The organism is [Clostridium] aminophilum (assembly GCF_900101295.1).
GTDB lineage: Bacteria > Bacillota > Clostridia > Lachnospirales > Lachnospiraceae > Clostridium_R > Clostridium_R aminophilum_A.
This window is the reverse complement of record NZ_FOIL01000033.1, coordinates 1-19,626: the sequence shown is the minus strand read 5'-3', so window position 1 is coordinate 19,626 and position 19,626 is coordinate 1. Positions and strand designations below refer to the sequence as shown.

Sequence of the window (19,626 nt, the reverse complement as noted above, 5' to 3'; positions counted from 1 at the left end):
GGCAGAAGCATGGATTTTATTACAGTTACCGCAAAGACGGTAGATGAAGCGGTCAATGAAGCCCTGATCGAGCTTCAGGTCACCAGCGATAAGATCGAATATGAAGTGATTGAAAAGGGAAGCGCCGGTTTCCTCGGTTTCGGTGCTAAGCCGGCAGTCATTCGCGCAAGAAAGAAGCCAGAATCGGACGAAGTGGAGAAAATCGAAAAAGAGATTCTGAAGAGTGTTTCCCCGAAGGCAGTCAATGATGATATTCAGGCAGAAAAGGCTCCGGCAGAGAAAGAGGAGCGGGCAGCATCCCCGAAGCCGGTAAAGGAAGAGAAGAAGCCGGCGGTTTCTGCTCCGGAAAAGAGAGCGGCCGTATCCGAGGAGAAGGCACCGAAGAGTGAGAAGCCGAGAAAAGCGGCAGATCCGGAGACCGTGATCCGTGATGCTGAAAAGTTCCTGAACGATGTGTTCCATGCGATGGGATTTACCGCAGAGGTGAAAGCGGAATTCCGTGCTGAGGAAAAGGAACTTGCGGTTCTGATCAGCGGCGATGACATGGGCGTTCTCATCGGCAAGAGAGGACAGACACTGGATTCCCTTCAGTATCTGGTAAGCCTTGTGGTAAATAAGAGCGGTCAGGAATACATCCGCATCAAACTTGACACCGAAAACTACCGCGAGAGAAGAAAAGAGACTCTGGAGACACTGGCGAGAAATATTGCCTATAAGGTAAAGCGATCCCGCAGACCGGTATCCCTTGAGCCGATGAATCCGTATGAGAGAAGAATCATTCACTCCGCACTTCAGAATGACCAGTACGTCATGACCAAGAGTGATGGCGAAGATCCGTACCGTCACGTTACCATCTTCCCGAAGCGGAAAGACCACGGAGACGGAGAGCGCGGCGACCGCCGCGACGGCCGTCCGGACAGAGGCGACCGCAGACCGAGAAGAAACGGGAATGGCGGACGCAGCTGGAACAATGCCGGAAGAAGAGGCAGCAGCTTCCGCGGCGGATATTCTCACAATGCCGCAGGAGAAGCGGTGGAACAGGAATCCGCTCCGGTAGAGCAGACCAAAGCTCCGGAGGTAAAAACCGCTCCGGTCAGGAACGCAGAGGAAGAGATTCCGAAGTGGAAGAGAGATATGCAGAAATACGGAAATTCCGTAAAATCCAATACCTGATCGCTTAGACAGGGACAGGAGGCAGGAGCCATGCCGGTTACGGCATGGCTCTTTTCAGAAGGAAGGATAATATCATGCAGACGACACAGACGATCGCTGCCATTGCGACAGCATTGACCAATTCCGGAATCGGAATCATCCGCGTGAGCGGAGAAGACAGCCTGGAGATCATGGATCAGATCTTTCGTCCGGAAAAAAAGGATTTAAAGCTTTCCGAGTGTAAGGGATATACGGTTCATTACGGACATATCGAAGAGAACGGCGAAGTGATCGATGAGGTTCTGGTCATGGTGATGCGGGCACCTCACAGTTATACGACGGAGAATACCGCAGAGATTGACTGCCACGGAGGCGTTCTCGTGATGAAACGGATTCTTCAGGCCGTGCTGAATCACGGGGCAAGGCTGGCAGAACCGGGCGAGTTTACAAAGCGCGCTTTTCTCGGAGGACGGATCGACCTGTCACAGGCGGAAGCGGTCATGGACCTGATTGAGGCAAAAAACGATTACGCGATGGAGAGCTCGATCGCGCAGCTTCGCGGAACACTCTCGGAGAAAATCCGGAAACTCCGCGAAAAGATTCTGTATGAGACCGCATTTATCGAGACGGCGCTCGATGATCCCGAGCACATTTCACTGGACGGATATCCGGAAAAACTGAGAAGCCGCCTCCTTCCGCTGATTGCGGAGATGAAAGAGGCGGAGAAGAATTTCGGCAGCGGCCGGGTGATCCGGGAGGGGATCAAAACCGTCATTTTAGGAAAACCGAATGTCGGAAAATCCTCTCTGATGAATGCCCTTCTCGGCGAGGAGCGGGCGATCGTCACCGATATCGCGGGAACGACGAGAGACACGCTCGAGGAAAATCTCCGTGTTCGGGGAATCAGCCTCAATATCATTGATACGGCGGGCATCCGTGATACGGACAACACCGTGGAGAAAATCGGCGTGGAGAAGGCAAGAGATCTGGTGGAAAAAGCCGATCTCATCCTTTATCTTATTGACGGATCGAAGGAACTCGACGATAATGACCGGGAGATTATTGAAATGATCCGGGATCGAAAGTGTATTGTGATCCTGAATAAGACGGATCTGGATCTGAAGATCACACAGGAAAGAGCGGAGCAGGAGACCGGACAGTACGTGATTCCGGTATCGGCAAAGGAGAAGACCGGCATTGAGAAGATCGAAGACCGGATCGAGGAAATGTTCCTCTCTGGCGGTATTGATTTTAATGATGAGGTGGTCATCACGAATGTCCGCCATCAGAATGCGGTCCGTGAGGCGAAAAACAGCCTGGAAATGGTTGTGCGGAGCATCGATGACGGAATGCCGGAAGACTTCTTTACCATTGACCTGATGAATGCCTATGAGCAGCTCGGAACCATTCTCGGAGAAGAGTTGGGAGATGATCTGGCCAATGAGATCTTTGCCCGATTCTGTATGGGAAAATAAAAAAATTGAAAAATTTTAAATAGAAGAAATTATTGATAAAAAGGAAATAGTCATGTCAAGTGTAGTAGAAGAAACCTATGACATTGCCATCGTCGGCGCGGGACACGCGGGCTGTGAGGCGGCTCTTGCCTGCGCCCGCATGGGATTTGAGACCATCGTCTTTACGGTCAGTGTCGACAGCATTGCGCTTATGCCGTGCAATCCCAATGTCGGCGGAAGCTCCAAGGGGCATCTGGTCCGGGAGCTGGACGCGCTGGGCGGTGAGATGGGAAAAAATATCGACAAGACCTTCATTCAGTCCAAAATGCTGAATACATCCAAGGGACCGGCGGTTCATTCCCTCCGCGCACAGGCGGATAAGCGCGAGTACAGCGAAGCCATGCGCACGACCATGGAGAATACGGAACACCTGACGATCCGTCAGGCAGAAGTGGCGGAACTGATCGTGGAGAACGGTGTGGCTGCCGGCGTAAAAACCTGGTCCGGCGCCATTTACCATACCAGAGCGGTCGTTCTCTGCACCGGAACCTATCTCCGTGCGCGCTGCATCTACGGCGATGTCAGCAATTATACGGGGCCGAACGGACTTCAGGCGGCCAACCATCTGACGGAATCCCTTGAGAAAGCGGGAATTGAGATCCGACGCTTCAAGACCGGTACCCCGGCGAGAGTCGATAAGCGAACCATTGATTTTTCCAAAATGGAGATTCAGCCGGGAGACGAGTATGTTCAGCCGTTTTCCTTCTCGACTGATCCGGAATCGGTTCAGAAAGAGCAGGAACCGTGCTGGCTGACCTATACCAACGAGGAGACCCATCGGATTATCCGCGAGAATATCGACCGTTCGCCGCTCTATTCCGGACGCATCAAGGCAAAGGGACCGAGATACTGCCCGTCCATCGAGGACAAGGTGATGAAATTCCCGGATCACGACCGTCATCAGGTGTTTATTGAGCCGGAGGGCCTTTACACCAATGAGATGTATGTGGACGGCATGTCCAGTTCCATGCCGGAGGATGTGCAGTATGCGATGTACCGCACGGTTCCGGGACTGGAAAATGTCCGCATTGTCCGCAACGCCTATGCCATCGAGTATGACTGTATCGATGCGAATCAGCTGACCCCGGCGCTGGAATTCAAGAAGATTCCGGGACTTTTTGCGGGAGGTCAGTTTAACGGAAGTTCCGGTTATGAGGAGGCGGCGGTGCAGGGATTCATCGCCGGCGTCAATGCGGCGAGAAAGCTTCAGAAAAAAGATCCGGTGATTCTGGACCGTTCCGAAGCATATATCGGGGTTCTGATCGATGATCTGGTCACCAAGGAAAACTTCGAGCCGTACCGGATGATGACGAGCCGTGCGGAGTACCGGCTGCTTCTTCGCCAGGACAACGCGGATCTCCGGCTTTCGGAGATCGGCCACGAGATCGGGCTTGTCAGCGACGAACACTGGGAGCGCGTGTGTGAAGAGAAACGGCAGATCGCATCGGAGATCGAAAGACTCTCCGCCATCAAGGTTGGCGCATCCGCGAAGACCGGTGCTTTTCTGGAACAGGCCGGCAGCACGCCGCTTTCCACCGCGGCATCGCTGGCAGAGCTGATCCGCCGGCCGGAACTCAGTTATGAGGCGATTGCGCCGATTGACCCGGACCGTCCGGAGATCACCGATCCAGAGACCATCCGTCAGATCAATATCAACATCAAATATGAGGGATATATCCGCCGGCAGCAGCGCCAGGTAGAGCAGTTCCGTAAGATGGAACACCGGAAACTCAGCCCGGATATGGATTACAGTCAGATTAGGAGCCTGCGGATCGAGGCGGTGCAGAAACTGAACGAGATGAAGCCGGAAAACATCGGTCAGGCATCCCGTATCGCCGGCGTATCACCGGCGGATGTGTCGGTCCTGATGGTATGGCTGGAACAGAATCACCGGAGTGGGGACCACGAGAACGGATCCGAAAAGTAAAGAGGACGAAGAAAGCAGAAGAGAGAAAAAGAGACCATAGCCCGGAAAACTCTCCTGTGATGAACAAAGAAAATTTTAAATATATATAAATAAAAATGAATTTTCTTGAATAAATATTCAAAAAACAATCCTTTTTTGGAAGTGATCCGTTGGAAAACGGATGAAACAGATCAACAAAAGACTGCAGAAGCGTCCCGCAGGACGACAGGATGAATCAATGAACGAAGAATTTGTGGCCCGCCTGAAGCGGGAAATGTCGGAGATGGGAATTTCGCTTACCGGAAAGCAGACAGAGCAGTTTTATCACTACTTTGAAATGCTGGTTGAGTGGAATAAGGTCATGAACCTCACGGCCATCACCGAGATGAACGACGTAATAACAAAGCATTTTACCGACAGTGTATCGCTGATTCGAGCCGTAAAGAACCCGGCGGAAATCAGCGGAAGTCTGGTGGATGTCGGGACCGGAGCCGGCTTTCCGGGGATTCCGTTAAAAATTGTTTTTCCGGATCTGGATGTGACACTGGTGGACTCTCTGGGAAAGAGAATCCGTTTTCTGGAAACCTGTGCCGAGGAGAACGGTCTTTCCGGAATTCGCGCCATTCATGCCAGAGCCGAGGATTTCGGACGGATGAAGGAGCACCGTGAGGTCTATGATATCTGTGTTTCCAGAGCGGTTGCCAATCTTGCAACGCTGTCGGAGTACTGTATTCCGCTGGTGAAAAAAGGCGGATTGTTTGCTCCGTACAAATCCGGAAAACTGGAAGAAGAGATGCAGATGGCGGATGGTGCGGTGAAAAAGCTGGGCGGAAAAATCGAGAATATCACGGAATTCCGGCTCCCGAACGGAGATGAACGAAAAATCGTGATGATCCGGAAGATGACTGCTACGCCGAAGATCTATCCGAGAAAGGCCGGAACCCCTTCCAAAGATCCGCTGCATTGAAGGCACTGGTTTCAGTAATTGCGATGACAGGTGATTGAATATGTGATTAGATGTTTCACGTGAAACGTTCCTATGGTATAATCAATAAACATAGGGTAATGTTTCACGTGAAACATTTATTTGTTTCATGGGAAATTTCTCCGAAATTCCCTATGAAACAAAAACGCTCCGCGAGGATGCGCACGCCGCTGTAAGCAAATTCACTAAGCGCGAGAAAACCAGCCGCAGCACGCTATTTCACTAAGAGCTTCGCCAAGGAAGCTGTCACCTGACGGTGACCAGCGGCGGCGTACAAAGTCTCCGGGGCGCCCTCGGGATTGCGGAGATGAAGAAAACGAAGTACGCTTGCGGACGGCATTCTTTTACCACAATGGACAGGAACACAGCAAAACTGTTCCGGGAAGACGAGCGGATCTTTTGAAATAACGGTTATGATTTTAAACGGGATTTTAAAAAAGTAAAATGCATAATATGCATAAAAGACGATGAGCGCGATATGTCTTTGAAAGAAAAAGAGAAAAAAGAGATCCGAAGAGACAGTCGGAAGAAAACAGAGAGAGAACGGAAGGATAACATGAGCAAGATCATTGCGATAGCGAATCAGAAGGGCGGCGTCGGAAAGACAACGACAGCGATCAATCTGTCGGCCTGCCTGGCAGAAAAGAAAAAGAAGGTCCTGGCGGTAGACATGGATCCGCAGGGAAACATGACAAGCGGCCTCGGTCTTCCAAAGGGAGAAATCGACAATACCGTGTATGAGCTGATGATGGGAGATGCCTCTTTTGAAGAGTGCGTGCAGAGGGGAGCAGAGGATTCTCTTGATGTCATTGCTTCTGACAGTGATCTGGCCGGTGCGGAGATAGAACTTCTCAGCACGGAGAAGAAAGAAAAGCGCCTGTCTGAAGTTTTGAATAAGGTGCGGGACAAGTATGATTTCATCATCATTGACTGCCCGCCGTCCCTGAGTCTTCTGACGCTGAATTCTCTGACCGCGGCAGACAGTGTACTGATTCCGATCCAGTGTGAGTATTACGCGCTGGAAGGTCTTTCCCAGGTTCTCCGCACGGTGGAACTGGTATCCAAAAAGATGAATCCGGATCTGAAACTGGAAGGAATTGTCTTTACGATGTTTGATTCCAGAACAAATCTGGCTTCGGAAGTGGTGAATAATGTGCACGAGAATTTCCAGGGACACATTTTCAAGACACTGATTCCGAGAAATGTACGGCTTGCGGAGGCACCGAGCTTCGGTCTTCCGATCAATCATTATTCTTCCCGATCCAGCGGCGCGGAGAGTTACCGCAGTCTGGCAAAGGAAGTTATCCGTCTGAACCGGTAATCACCCGGGAATTCAGCGAATTCTGATCAGAAAGTTATCGGAGAAAGGAAGGATCGGACATGTCAAAAAGAAGGGGACTCGGAAGAGGACTGGAATCATTTTTCGGAGATATTGAAGAAAAAAAGGCGGAGCAGCGCGAGGAAAAAGTCAATTCCGGGGAGAAAACGGAAGCGAAGGAAATAAAGAGTGAAAAGAAGAATGAAAAGAAATCCGCTCCGACCGTGAAAAAGGCGAATACAGAGCCAAAACGGAAAAAAACAGCGGCATCAAAAAAGAAAAATGAGAGTTCCTCTGCCCAAAAGACCGCAAAAAAAACAGAATCCGGCAGAACGGAACCAAAGAATGTCGAGCCGGTTCTCACCGATCCGGAGATTCCGGTTTCGAAAAAAGAAAAAACTTCGGAGAGAACCGCGGAACCGCAGAAGAATTTCATCGGTCTGACGGAAGAGGGAATGGCACAGAAAGTAAGCCTTGCGCTGATTGATGCCAATTCGGAGCAGCCGAGAAAGAAATTCAATGAAGAGGAACTGGCGGAGCTGGCCGCTTCCATCCGTACCTACGGGGTGCTGCAGCCGCTGATTGTCACCAAAAAGAATGAGCGGTATGAAATCATCGCCGGAGAGAGACGATATCGTGCCTCCAAACTGGCCGGACTGCGTGAAGTTCCGGTGATTGTGCGGGATTACAGCCGTCAGGAGATGATGGAGGTTTCTCTGATCGAGAATATTCAGCGGTCCGATCTGAACGCGATTGAAGAGGCAAAGGCTTATCATACGCTGATCACGGACTTCGGACTGACACAGGAGGAGATCTCCACCAGAGTGTCCAAGAGCCGTGTCGCGGTTACCAACAGCATGAGACTGTTAAAACTGGATGAAAAGGTTCAGAACATGCTGGTAGACGGTAAACTGACCGCCGGACATGCGAGAGCCCTTCTTGGGCTGACCGACCGCGAACAGCAGGCTGCGGTCGCGGAAAAGATCGCAGCAAAAGAACTCAGTGTTCGCGAGACTGAACAGCTGGTGAAGAAGCTGACGCAGCCGGAACCGGATACAAAGAAGGAGCCGGCTGAAAAAGAAAATGACAAACTGGGGATTTTTTACCGCGAGCTGGAAGACCGGCTGAAAGAGGTGATGGGGACAAAAGTTCAGATTCGCAGGAAAGAACAGGGCCGCGGCAGAATAGAGATTGAATACTACTCTGCGGATGAGCTGGAGCGGATTTCAGAGATGCTTCAGTCCCTTCGTGATTAAGGAGATATCGAAAAATGGAAAACAGCATTTTAAACCATTTTCCCGTTGATCCGGGAATTATTCTGATTACGCTGATGGTGATTACGGTGATCTCTCTGGTGATCATGGCCGGAGTAATCTTTCAGTACCGGAGACTTTACCGGCGCTATGACGTTTTTATGAGAGGAAAAGATGCCGAGACACTGGAGGATGTCATTCTGGATCTGGTGGATGAGACGGAGGATCTCCGGAATTCTGCCAATGCCAATCAGGAGAAGATGGATTATGCGATGGAGATCGTAAAGTCCAGTTTCCGGAAACTTGGCATGGTAAAATACAATGCATTTAAGGGAATGGGCGGAAACCTCAGTTTTGCCATCGCTCTTCTCGATGAAAACAACACCGGATTTGTCCTGAATTCGGTTCACTCCAGAGACGGCTGCTATCTCTATATGAAGGATGTTCTGGAAGGCCGGACGGAGGTTCTTCTCGGAAATGAGGAGAGAGAGGCCCTGGAGCAGGCACTCGGATATATCGGAAAACCGGGAAGAAGCAGAAGAAAAGAAAATCCGCAGGAGGAAGAAGCGGCGGAGGAGGAAGTTTAAGTTACGAGAGTAACGCTCCTGAAAATCTTTTTGCAGGGATTTTTTAAACCGCAGAGAAATTGTTCTTCAGAAAATCCTGTGATTGTTATGATTTTCCGATACGTGGAAAATGCAATATGTCATTTCGATGGGACACCCGTGAAATAGTCGTAGTGGAAGGAAAAGTATGCATAAGTATCTGAGAACCATCGGTTTTTCCAATTACAGACGGGAAAATGAAGTAAAAGCGCTTTTGGAAGTCCTGGCCAAAGAATCGGACAATGCCCGGTTTTTCCAGACCGATCGCGACAGCACACTCTGTGAGATCCGAAATGAGATCGCACCGGGACTCGGTATCGCGATGTTCGGACAGATGAACGATCGGGATGAGCTGGATATCCGCTATTATTACCCGTATATTGAGAGCGGACTGGTTTCTTCCAGGGAGCAGTGTACGATTCAGCGTCATGCCGAGAAAGAGACATTTGCAGGCATGCTGGACGAATATGCGGTCGGAGTGTCACTGATCTTTTATCTGCTGAATCCGATCGAATACCGGGATAAATTCATGAAATACGGTCCGCGTCTGGATGTTTCGGGCGTCCGGCTTTCCGCACTGGCGAGTGAGGGAACAATTCTTCTGCCGATTCAGTTTACAGAGAAACAGAAAGAGAAGGATATCATTCTGACATCCAAGAGAAATGAGATGCTGAAGGCGGCCCGTGACGGCGATGCGGAGGCGATGGAAGCGCTGACGTTCAGCGAGTATGATCTCTTTAATCAGATCATCAAGCGGGTGGAAAATGAAGACATCTATTCGATTGTGGATTCCACGTTCCTTCCGTCCGGTCTGGAGAGTGACCAGTATCAGGTGCTCGGCATGATCGAGGATCTGAAAGAAAAAAAGAACCGGATCACGGAAGAAATCGTCTATGATATGCTGATCCGCTGCAACGGAATCCGTTTCCGCGTTGCGGTCAACCGGGAGGATCTTCTCGGAGAGCCGGCGGTCGGCCGCCGCTTTAAGGGGAAAATCTGGATGCAGGGCATCGCGAATTTTACCGTGGCGTGATTTCGATGGAATGTGATTTGTTAATTTGGAGCTTAATTAGAGTTTTATTAGAGTTTTATTAGAGTTTTATTGGCGTCATGTTGGAACTTTGGAATTTAGTTTTTGAAATCTCCGGCCTTTATTTGACGGAAATATAAAAAGACAGTATAATAATCGGGTGGCTGCAGGAATTGCAGTCGCCCGATTATTTTCTTTTTGTTTGCGTAGCTCAGCTGGATAGAGCGTCCGCCTCCTAAGCGGAAGGTCGCGCGTTCGAATCGCGTCGCGAACAGGATTTACAGGCGGAATTTCGTTGAAAGACGGAATTTCGTCTGTTATTTCTTTATTTTTATTAGTGATGTTGGTGATTTTGGATTACCATCTCGATAAATCAGTTCGGCTTCTATCAATGGATTTATGACTTCTCGCAAAAAGGAGCTTCTATTTTTATGATTTACAAATTTCTGAAGTTCTTTAACCGGTTTGGGACCATCTTGTGATAAGAGGGCAATTATTTTTTCCTTATCTGACAGCTGCTCAAAATCGGGAGTAATGAAATCTTTATTATAGAGCTTATCAAATAATCTAAGATTCAAGAATCCAGGATATATTGTTACTACCGGTTGGAGTGATTCTTCACAGTCTGCATAACTTCTCATCATGGTTTGAAATCCTGTTCCGCCACGTTCCATTAAATTTGCAACGTCAAGACATGCTGCTATTATAGAGTTTCTGCGGATCGATGGAATTGATCCTACCGGATATTCTTCATAGCTCATTGGCAGAAGCCATGAGCCGGGAGAAACTATTTCAATCCTGTCATTGTATATGTCAACATCAATCTGAGTTCCCGCAATGGAATAATCTCGATGTGCTATTGCATTTACAAGGGCTTCGCGCACAGCTTCTTTGGGGTATGAACGAATCTCCTCACGTCCGCCATTAATAGTTTTCTGCCAACCAGTCTTAGTATTTCGTTCTATAAAGTTCATGGTATATCTAAATACGTTAGCAAGAGATCCTTTGAACCGGCCACTGTCCAGTACCGTTCCTGTTTTGTTTTTGCCTTTCCATAAGCGGCAGCAAATAAGTGAATCATCACCGGAATAGCCATCTTTAAACATGATTAATCCCGATTTTGCAAGGCCCTCTTTGGATACAGCTTCTTCATTTTGCAGTTCTTTTAGCGACGGGGCTGATTTGTCTTTTCTGTATTCCTTACATAATTCAATATATTCAGTCCAGACTTGTTCAGAATAATAGATATCACTGGTTTCGTTATCAACGCCATATTTCTTCTTTGACAGAGATATTATTTCTTCCGGTGTTGCAGGCGTAGAATATCCATCGCCTTTTATATAAACCGTTTCGTTAAAATCTCCTTCACGCCATCTTATAATGGAGTCTGATGGTGTCACATGTACTGCTAATACGAAACGTTCTGCATCCTCATCAACACTTCTCATCATATATCCGATCTTAATATGTGGGAAAATATATCTGTCATTGACCTTAGCGATAAGGAGTTTTGTTTTATCAATTTCATCAAGACTAATTCCAAATGCTTCTCCTTCATTCGATACTCCAACAAAAAGAATACCGCCTTTACCGTTTGCGTATCCGATTAATGTTTTAGCCCATTTAACAGGATTATCGGGATTGAGGACAGATTTATATTCGTTATCCATATCTTCAGCCAAGACATCTGCGTATATTTTATTTATCTTCATTTGCAAATACCTCTTTCGTGATTAGCTATGACATTATTTAACATTACCTGAACATTATAACAACATTATATAGACATTGCTTAAACATTGCAAACCCGCATAAATACAGGATTTTAATATTTTATAACATTATACGGACATTATCAGAGGTGCTTTCACTGCTCATGGAATATCGAACGAAGAAATTCCAAACTTTGTCCTGGAAGCTGTTCATCAAGGGAATATCGTCGGAACCCAGGGAAAACGAAATCCCCGAACCGTTTACGAAGTGATATATTATGGAGAGCACCATCGGGTGGCTGTTCAAGTTGGTACAAACGGCTATGTTGTAAGTGCTAACCCTAAAAGTATGGAGGAATAACACATGCTAAAAACAATCCGAATCCTTCTCGAATACAATACCTACTGCCTCTGGCTTTACGATGAAACGGGTGAAATAATCGACAATGATAATCCGCCCGAATGGGCAGATGACGAAAAGCTCAGTGAACTCTTTAATGCTGTGAGTGACATTTACGATACGTTCTTTGAAGACACAGAAAAGGAATTTTCGTTCCATGGATGTTCGGATCTGGACACAAAACGTCGATTCATTCAGGCAATCAAGGATGCAGTTGATTATCTTGAAAAAAAGAACAACGGAAAATATTATATTCAAAACGATATTGATCTAAACAATCTGTAAAATCTCGCTGATCAAATTACGATTTGACCGTGTAAATTTCAAGAAACATTAAAAAAAATTTTTGTCCGCCTCCTAAGCGGAAGGTCGCGCGTTCGAATCGCGTCGCGAACAGGATTTACAGGCGGAATCTCGTTGAAAGACGGAATTCCGCTTTTTTACGCGGCTAACTCGCCAAAGCCTGTGACTGCCGGTGCCGGCATACTGGATGTACTTTTGGAGGAAGCCAGTATCAACCTTGGTTTATTGATGCAATCTTGAAGTTTTCTTGATCCTGACACACTTTGTTAATGATCTTGTGGTATGATTGCGGAAAAGTCAGAATGAAATGGTCCCGACAACTCGCTGTTTATCGTTAATACTGGAATTAAGATTGCTTTAAAGATAAGGCAGTAAACTGTGCAGTACAGTATGATAAAGCTGCTGCGGATGGTAGTTCGCAATATAAAACGCTCCAAAATCAAAGAATGGAGGAACTTTTTATGTTCAAGAAGACACTCGCACTATTTCTCGCGGCAGTCATGATCTGCTCTTTGGCGGCCTGCGGGAATTCTTCCTCACAGGGAGAAACCACTCAATCAACGGATAATGCGTCTGCGTCCACGCAGGAGCAAGCGGAAACGACGGTAACGGCAGACACGGCAAGTACAGGCGAATCCGCTGAGACTGCTTCAGCCATCGGTACCGTTGCCAACACGCTGGCAGAGGATGAGGACACGCTCATCGCTACCTATGCAGACAAGTTCGAGCAGAAGACTTACTCAGATTCCGAGAGCGGTCTTTCCATCACCTATAACCTGTATCTGCCCGAAGGCTACGATGCGTCCGGTTCCTATCCGATGGTGGTCTTCATCGGCGATTCCAGCTGTGCCGGAAGTGATGCTACGGTATCCCTGACACAAGGGCGCGGCGGTCTTGTATGGGCTACGGAAGAATGGCAATCGGTCTATCCGACAATCGTTGCAGTGCCGACCTATCCGGAAACGATCCTGGATGACCATGGCAGCTACACCACGACCGAATATGTGGAGCTCACAAAACGTTATATCGACTACATGAGCAACGAATATGCCGTCGATACAAAACGTATCTACGGTACCGGCCAGTCCATGGGCTGCATGACGACACTTATCCTTGCATCAGAATATCCAGGTCTGTATGCGGCCTGCATGTTCGTTGACGGCCAGTGGGATACCAGTACTCTGTCAGGGCTGGAAAATCAGACCTTTGTATATTTCGCAGCAGAGGATGACACCAATGCATGGAACGGAGCGCAGGAAGTGATGGCCATGTTTGACACGGATGCCGCTTCCTATAAGTATGCTCAATGGGACGGCAACTGGTCGGTTGATGAACTTTCTGCAGCCGCGCAGGAGCTGTTTGCCGCAGATGAAGATCAGTATTTCATTTCATGGACAACAGGAACGATTGAGCCTAAGAGCGGCGGCATGGGAGGATCCGGTGCTCCCAGCGGAGGTTTCGGAGGTTTCGGAGAAAAACCGTCTGGCAGTTTTGGAGGTCCCGGCAGCGGCGATTCTTCCGGCATGAGCGGTGGCCCTTCAGGAGGAACAAACAGTTCCGTTTACCATATGGCATCATTCGATTATGCTTATAACTGTATTGCGGTTATGGAATGGCTGTTCCAGCAAAGCAAATAATATAGCTTTGGCTGACAGCTTCCAGTTTGTCGTCCTCTTAAAATGCATATGACTCTTACATAGCCAGGTGCTTACCCAGTGTCCTGGCTATTTTGCTGCCCTTTTCCTGCAGGTGCACATGCAGGTGAAGGGCTTTTTTATTTTATAATATTCATAGAATCATTATGATGCAACAAACGGCAAAAGAAAACCCCTTACCCCTCAAGATTGAGGGGCAGGGGAGTTGAAGTGCCGAAGGCACCTTTTACGGTCTGGCTGAGGAGGAATAGTGTTGGTAAGAGATAGATTGAAGGGTTTAAAATGAAAAGAGAGCCGGTTTCCCGACTCTCTCAAATATGCGTCCGCAAACGCATATCCCAATTCGTGGTAGTATTATACTACGGATCTGGAAGGACTTCAAGCGATTAAAGAAAATTTTTAAGGGCGGTCATCCGAGCCGGTAAATCTGGATGAATAGCGATTGCGGCAACGGTTGGGTTCACAGCGTTTTTGTATGTTTGTGTGAGTTTTTCAAAATCGCGAATAAATGCCTTGATTTCTGTTTTAGGTACATCCAGCTTCTTCAGATAATACGACATTAGAATGACGTAGTCACCGATGGTTTTAAAGTTAATATAAGGTAAATGCACATCCTGCATTAGACATTGTTTCATTGCAGGTGAAGGGTCAATATTTCTGAAGCGTGTGTCAAACACGACTGCATTATGTGCGATTGCATTACGAAGGTCTTTGAGAGTGTAAACATATTTGTAAACCAATTCTCGGTTGGTATCGCAAGCCAAATTGAATCCGATTTGTTTTGAAATGTCATCCCGAACATCATAAGTAAGGCAGGATAAAAGCTGACCAAAATCGCCCATTGTCATGATTTCAAAGAGGGCCCAGACGGGAACTTCAGAGTAGCCAACGTTGTTGTAAAAATGAGTGATTTTGGGATTGTTTTTCTTATATGCGTATGCAAGACTTCCCTGGATGGAATTCTGCAGATTGAGCTTATATTGTTGAAGCTTTTTTCGTTGCTCGGGAGTGGCCGATGAAGGCGCATTATTATAGCTACTGATTGCTTTATCGTACATTACCTGGATGCCTTCAGATTTAGTATGGCGCATAATACCCTCAAGAGCGATGTTTTTGAGAGCGGTCTCGATAAACATCATCTTTCCATAGAAAAGAGATTTCAAATCTGAATCATACTGAATAGTTGCATAGACCTCATCGTACGAGGTAAAGGGGAGGCGTGTGGAGGCGGTTTTAAAGAAACGATACCCCTTATATCCATGAAAGTAACCAGTATTGGTTAGCTGACGTTTTTGCTTGCTGCCGGAAATCGCAATTCCACTGTCTCTTAAGTGGCGCATTAAACCATCCGTTGTTTTATATCCCATAATCGTTACAAACCCCTTGTTATTGATCGTGAGGCTAGTATAGCAAGGATTAAGCTGAAATTCAATTGTTACACGATTTCTGCATTTGGCGGAGACGCTTTGATTTGCTTTTGACAGGGTAATCTTTACCTGCAGTCGCCGACCGGAAAAAGCGACTGTGAAATACAAATCAGATTTTGAGAAAAACCATCCCCGCAAGGATTCCACCGATCAGAACGGCAAAGAAGACGATATCGTACCATTTCACCGAAGGAATCCGGTAAAAGGTGCGGTTTCTTTTACCGCTAAACCCCTTGGATTCCATGGACATGGCAACGGAGGAAGACCAGCGGATGCTGTTGACCAGCATGGTGAAGAGAGGCTTCATGGACAGGGGACCGGCAGGAATTCCGCGCACGGCAAAGGCAGTGCGAACCTGCTGATATTCCCGCATCATATGAGGCATGAGATTGTATGCGGCAAGAATGCTGTAGGCAAACTTCGGGGAGAGACGGCATTGATGCATCAGTGAAAAGATAAAGTCTTCCCCATCGGTCGACAGCGCAAAGAAAATGCCGAGACCGGCAAAGGCGAGAAGTCTGGTCGACAGCTGCAGCGCCGTGCGCAGATTCTGTGACATGGCCGCGCGGACGGCATAGGGAACGCCGGAGACTCCGGTCAGTTCCGCATCCGTGACGGAGCTTCCTTTTGCATATAAAAGTCCCATCATGAACAGCCCGAATGCGGCAAGAAATGCCGGAATCAGGATCTTTCCGATTCGGGAGGCACGGGCGTCCGAAAAGAACAGAAGACCGGCAAGGCAAAGCATAAAAAGAATCAGATTCAGGCTGATCAGATAGGAAAAAGAGAGCAGGATCGCGCCGATCATGACAGCCGCAGCCTTGACGGATGGGTTCAGGTTTTCCAGTTTCATTGAGCCACCTTTCCTTTCTGTCTTCATAACAGTGAGAGCGGATCCACCGGAAGAAGCCGGCGGTCGGTCAGTTCATAAATCCGGTCGGCGTACATTCCTGCGAGCGTCCGGTCATGGGTGATGAAAATGACCGTCAGGCCGTCTTCTTTTATCCGTTTTTCCAGATGCTCCATGATTGCCGCGGTTCCGCGATAATCCTGTCCGTAAGTCGGTTCATCCAGAAGAAGGATTTTCTGCCCTCCGGTAAGAACGGAGAGAACGGCAAGACGACGCTGCTGTCCCTGGGAGAGCATATACGGCGAGTAGCGCATTTTGTCGGAAAGACCGTAGAGCTCAAGGAGTTTTTCTGCTGTTTCCTTTAATGACGTTTCGGAAAGTCCTTTATTCCAGATGCGGAGTCCTTCCACCACTTCCTCACAGACATTCTGGGTGAGAAACTGGTTTGCCGGATTCTGAAAGACAATGCCGATTTTTTGGTAGAGATCTTTTTTCCGCAGCGTTCGAATCTCTTTTCCGTCAAGAACGATTTTTCCAAAGTAGGGATGCTGCTTTAAAACGGATAGAAAAGTGGTGGTTTTTCCGATTCCGCTTTTTCCGAGAATCGCGGTCATGGTCCCCTTTTGAAAAGAAGCGCAGGCATTTTCCAAAAGAAGGCGAGGATCATCTCGAGAATACGGGACAGTGAGATTCTCAAAGCGCAGGATCGTTGATTCATCCGGTGCGGAGATCTGCGGAGAGAACGTCGGAGCGGAATGATTCTTTCTTTTTCGTTCCCGGATTTCAAAGAGTCCTTCCCGGTCAAAGAGATCCCGGAAGGAATTTAGATTCTCCCGGTGGATGCCGCGCGCAAGGATCCGGGCGCCCTCTCCGAGGACAATGAATTCGTCGGCAGTGTCTTTCCAGAGATCAATCCGGTGATCGATGGCGACAATCGTAGTCCCCCTTTCCCTCAGGCGGCGGATGAAGGATAGAAGCTGCAGCGCATTTTCCCGGTCAACATTGGCAAATGCTTCATCGAGAACGAGAATCCGGCTTTTCAGCGTATCAATGCAGGCCAGAAGCGCGATCTGTTTTTCGCCGCCGGAGAGGAAACACAGCTTACGATCCAAAAGATCTTCCACAGAAAACGCTCTGGCGGTTTCCTGAATGCGCCGGTCCATCTCTTCCGGCAGAATTCCGATGTTTTCCAGACAGAAGATCAGTTCCGAGCGGAGCGTATCCATGCAGAACTGTAAATCCGGGTTCTGAAAGACAAATCCGAGATATTTCGCCCGCTCATTCACCGCCAATTCCGATACTTCCTTTCCGAAAAGACGGATGCTGCCGGATTCAAGATAACCGCCATTTTCCGGATAGAGACCGGCGATGAGCGCCGAGAGGGTGCTTTTCCCGCATCCGCTGGCGCCCATGAGAACGGTAATCGTTCCTTCTTCAACGGACAGACGGGCATGGTCGATCACATTCCGTTTTCCATTCTTAAAATAGCGGAATGTAACATCGCTCAGATCGATCGCAATTTTGGAAGTCGTCATTGGTTTCTCCTTATTGCAGCATTGCCCGCGACTGCGGAGAGCTGCAGCGCGGGCTGTTTGTCATGAAAGAACGGCAAATTGCTGCCGTGATAAAGAAAGAAAAAGTGATGTTCGCTCTTTCTTTTTGGGTTAAGTATTCGCCAGTGGATTACGCCGGCGCGTCCTCCTCGCAGATCGCATAACCGCGGAGAACTCCTGCCTTTGAGAGTCTGTCACCGAGGATCGGTGTGAGGATACCGCAGAAAAAGACGGCGCTGATGATGCGGACAACCAGCATCACACCCAGAATCGGGAGAGCGATCATTTTATATCCGCTGACAAAGCAGTTGTAGATCAGTGTGAGTACGGAGCAGACCACTGCGGACGTGATCATGACCGGACGACCAAAATCGCGATACTTCTTCAGTGCGATCGGGAGTTCGATGCCGATGCCCTGTACGACACCGGACAGGATCACAATCGGTCCAAAGAAATTACCGAGGAGTGTCTCAATGATGGCGGCAAGAATCTCCGCAATCATGCCGGTTCCGGGCTTTCTCATGATGTAAATGCAGAATGCCGCCGGCATGAAATAGATTCCGTAGAACGGCTCATATCCGAGAGAACCCATCCCCGCCGGGGCAAGGATGCCGTACAGGATGCCGCCGGCGTAGGTCGCGCCGAGCAGCAGGATACCGAAGAGCACCGCGCAGATGGCGATCATCAGCGCATCTTTTAATTTCCATTCATTGTTTTTAGTCATGATCATTACTCCTTTGTCGGACTGTTGCAGTTTACGGTAAAGTGCAGAATATAATGGGATACGGCGGATTCATCCATGAGGGCGCAGACATCCCTGAGATAGTCGAAGACATCATGCACGTCTCCGCTGATGCGCGTTGCGTAATGGATGGTGGTTGGCTCCAGGCCGCGGTCCTGTGCCATGTACCATACTTTGGCAATGTCGTCGATATAATTGCCGACGCCCATCGGATAGAGCGCAAGTTTGCATTTTACCGGAAAATGGATTCCTTCTGCTGATTTCGCATTCGGCGCTTCGCCATCCTTTTCCAGCAGGCTGTCACCGGCAATATCTCCCGGGCATCCCTTGGAGAACTGTCCTTCGAGCGCCATATGCACGCCGGAACGGTAGGCATTGACAAACAGTGCTTTCACCGCATCTGCAACGTACGGAAGTTTTCCGCGGTAGACGGTCGAGAGAGCGTCTGTTTCGCTCCAGACATAAGAGGTATCCGTCTTTTCAAGAGAACCGAGAATGATGTCAACGTAGCGGTCCGTCATCGGATACAGTGTGAATCGGCATCCGGCGATCGGAAGATCGGTTCCTCTTCCTTCCCAGGGAAGATCCTCTCTTGTACTGCAGACATTGCATCCGCAGGAATTGTTATCCATGTGTTGTCTCCTTTCTTTCGGCAGGACCGCATATTTTGCGGTCCGGTTGAGGTGATGAGTCATTGCAGCATTTTGAGAGAAACGCTATTCCGGTGAAGTAAAGTAAAGAAAAAAGAAGCACAAAGTCCTCTTGCAAGCGCAGGCGTTGGATCGTTGCCCGCGGAACAAAGTCCGCAAGCGGACTTCGGCTCCCCCATCCCCTCATTCCTGAGGGGAGCCCCGCGGACTTTGCGCGCCGCCGCTGGTCACCGTATGGTGACAGCTTCCTTGGCGAAGCTCTTAGCGAGGTCTTTTCGAGCTTAGTGCGTGCCATGGAAATTCACTTAGCGAGGTTTTCTCGAGCTTAGTGAATTTGCTTACAGCGGCGTGCGCATCCTCGCGGAGCGTTTTTATTTCATAGGGAATTTCGGAGAAATTTCCTATGAAATAAAAAAAGGAGCCTTCTTACTCGTAAGAAAGCTCCGAAAAATAGCCTGCGGCTGATATCGAATTTCTTCCCTACGCCGGTATTAGCCGGATCAGGTTCAAAGGGTCAGACGGTTTGTCCTCTCAGCTCCGAAGAGTTCCCCCAAAATTGCGATTCCTATTA

General features: G+C 48.5%; 15 protein-coding genes, 1 tRNA gene, 1 pseudogene and 1 riboswitch. Of the genes and pseudogenes, 11 read left to right on the top strand and 6 right to left on the bottom strand.

The genetic code is table 11. The annotated features are described in order from the left end of the window. Positions 1–9: 9 nt before the first annotated feature. The 9 genes and pseudogenes from jag to BMW41_RS09490 form a co-directional block, all read left to right on the top strand. Positions 10–855, top strand: a pseudogene (gene jag / locus BMW41_RS09530) (RNA-binding cell elongation regulator Jag/EloR); the annotation flags it as partial. 392 nt (positions 856–1,247) lie between these two features. Next, positions 1,248–2,627 carry a tRNA uridine-5-carboxymethylaminomethyl(34) synthesis GTPase MnmE gene (gene mnmE, locus BMW41_RS09525; RefSeq protein ID WP_074649877.1) on the top strand — a complete coding sequence of 460 codons (1,380 nt, stop codon included), beginning with the start codon at positions 1,248–1,250 and terminating at the stop codon, positions 2,625–2,627. A gap of 52 nt (positions 2,628–2,679) precedes the next feature. Continuing rightward, a complete protein-coding gene (gene mnmG / locus BMW41_RS09520; protein WP_074649876.1) occupies positions 2,680–4,593 on the top strand; it encodes a tRNA uridine-5-carboxymethylaminomethyl(34) synthesis enzyme MnmG in 1,914 nt (637 codons plus the stop codon). A gap of 217 nt (positions 4,594–4,810) precedes the next feature. After that, a complete protein-coding gene (rsmG, locus tag BMW41_RS09515; RefSeq protein WP_074649875.1) occupies positions 4,811–5,539 on the top strand; it encodes a 16S rRNA (guanine(527)-N(7))-methyltransferase RsmG in 729 nt (242 codons plus the stop codon). A 574-nt stretch (positions 5,540–6,113) separates the two neighbouring features. Next, positions 6,114–6,878 (top strand): ParA family protein, encoded by a 765-nt coding sequence (locus tag BMW41_RS09510; protein ID WP_074649886.1) that lies wholly within the window; start codon positions 6,114–6,116, stop codon positions 6,876–6,878. A gap of 371 nt (positions 6,879–7,249) precedes the next feature. Continuing rightward, entirely contained in the window at positions 7,250–8,131 is an 882-nt protein-coding gene (locus BMW41_RS09505; RefSeq protein WP_420341570.1) for a ParB/RepB/Spo0J family partition protein, read from the top strand. A 14-nt stretch (positions 8,132–8,145) separates the two neighbouring features. After that, complete coding sequence (locus BMW41_RS09500; RefSeq protein WP_074649873.1) at positions 8,146–8,715, top strand: DUF4446 family protein; 570 nt, start codon at positions 8,146–8,148, stop codon at positions 8,713–8,715. A gap of 166 nt (positions 8,716–8,881) precedes the next feature. Beyond that, entirely contained in the window at positions 8,882–9,766 is an 885-nt protein-coding gene (locus BMW41_RS09495; protein WP_074649872.1) for a DUF3881 family protein, read from the top strand. A 197-nt stretch (positions 9,767–9,963) separates the two neighbouring features. Next, positions 9,964–10,037: transfer RNA gene (locus BMW41_RS09490), tRNA-Arg, on the top strand. A gap of 43 nt (positions 10,038–10,080) precedes the next feature. Here the strand turns inward: BMW41_RS09490 and BMW41_RS09485 are convergent. After that, positions 10,081–11,475, bottom strand: a complete 1,395-nt coding sequence (locus BMW41_RS09485) for an ATP-binding protein (protein WP_074649871.1) — start codon at positions 11,473–11,475, stop codon at positions 10,081–10,083. Between the two features lie 364 nt (positions 11,476–11,839). On the opposite strand from BMW41_RS09485, the gene BMW41_RS09480 reads away from it, so the two are divergent. Together BMW41_RS09480 and BMW41_RS09475 are read left to right on the top strand one after the other, a co-directional pair. After that, positions 11,840–12,160 (top strand): hypothetical protein, encoded by a 321-nt coding sequence (locus BMW41_RS09480; RefSeq protein WP_074649870.1) that lies wholly within the window; start codon positions 11,840–11,842, stop codon positions 12,158–12,160. Between the two features lie 479 nt (positions 12,161–12,639). Next, on the top strand, positions 12,640–13,815 hold the full coding sequence (locus tag BMW41_RS09475) for a carboxylesterase family protein (protein ID WP_074649869.1): 1,176 nt from the start codon (positions 12,640–12,642) through the stop codon (positions 13,813–13,815). 404 nt (positions 13,816–14,219) lie between these two features. Here BMW41_RS09475 and BMW41_RS09470 read toward each other — a convergent pair whose 3' ends face one another. From BMW41_RS09470 to BMW41_RS09450, 5 genes are all read right to left on the bottom strand, one after another. Next, positions 14,220–15,398 carry an Abi family protein gene (locus BMW41_RS09470; RefSeq protein WP_242870329.1) on the bottom strand — a complete coding sequence of 393 codons (1,179 nt, stop codon included), beginning with the start codon at positions 15,396–15,398 and terminating at the stop codon, positions 14,220–14,222. Next, on the bottom strand, positions 15,370–16,113 hold the full coding sequence (locus tag BMW41_RS09465) for an energy-coupling factor transporter transmembrane component T family protein (RefSeq protein WP_074649867.1): 744 nt from the start codon (positions 16,111–16,113) through the stop codon (positions 15,370–15,372). Before BMW41_RS09465 ends, BMW41_RS09470 begins: the two co-directional genes overlap by 29 nt. 23 nt (positions 16,114–16,136) lie before the next feature. Next, complete coding sequence (locus BMW41_RS09460; RefSeq protein ID WP_074649866.1) at positions 16,137–17,645, bottom strand: ABC transporter ATP-binding protein; 1,509 nt, start codon at positions 17,643–17,645, stop codon at positions 16,137–16,139. 148 nt (positions 17,646–17,793) lie between these two features. Beyond that, entirely contained in the window at positions 17,794–18,387 is a 594-nt protein-coding gene (locus BMW41_RS09455) for an ECF transporter S component (RefSeq protein WP_074649885.1), read from the bottom strand. A gap of 5 nt (positions 18,388–18,392) precedes the next feature. Continuing rightward, positions 18,393–19,037: a YkoF family thiamine/hydroxymethylpyrimidine-binding protein gene (locus BMW41_RS09450; protein WP_083378874.1), complete on the bottom strand. Its 645-nt coding sequence runs from the start codon at positions 19,035–19,037 to the stop codon at positions 18,393–18,395. 478 nt (positions 19,038–19,515) lie between these two features. Further along, positions 19,516–19,617, bottom strand: a riboswitch (TPP riboswitch). Positions 19,618–19,626: the final 9 nt, after the last annotated feature.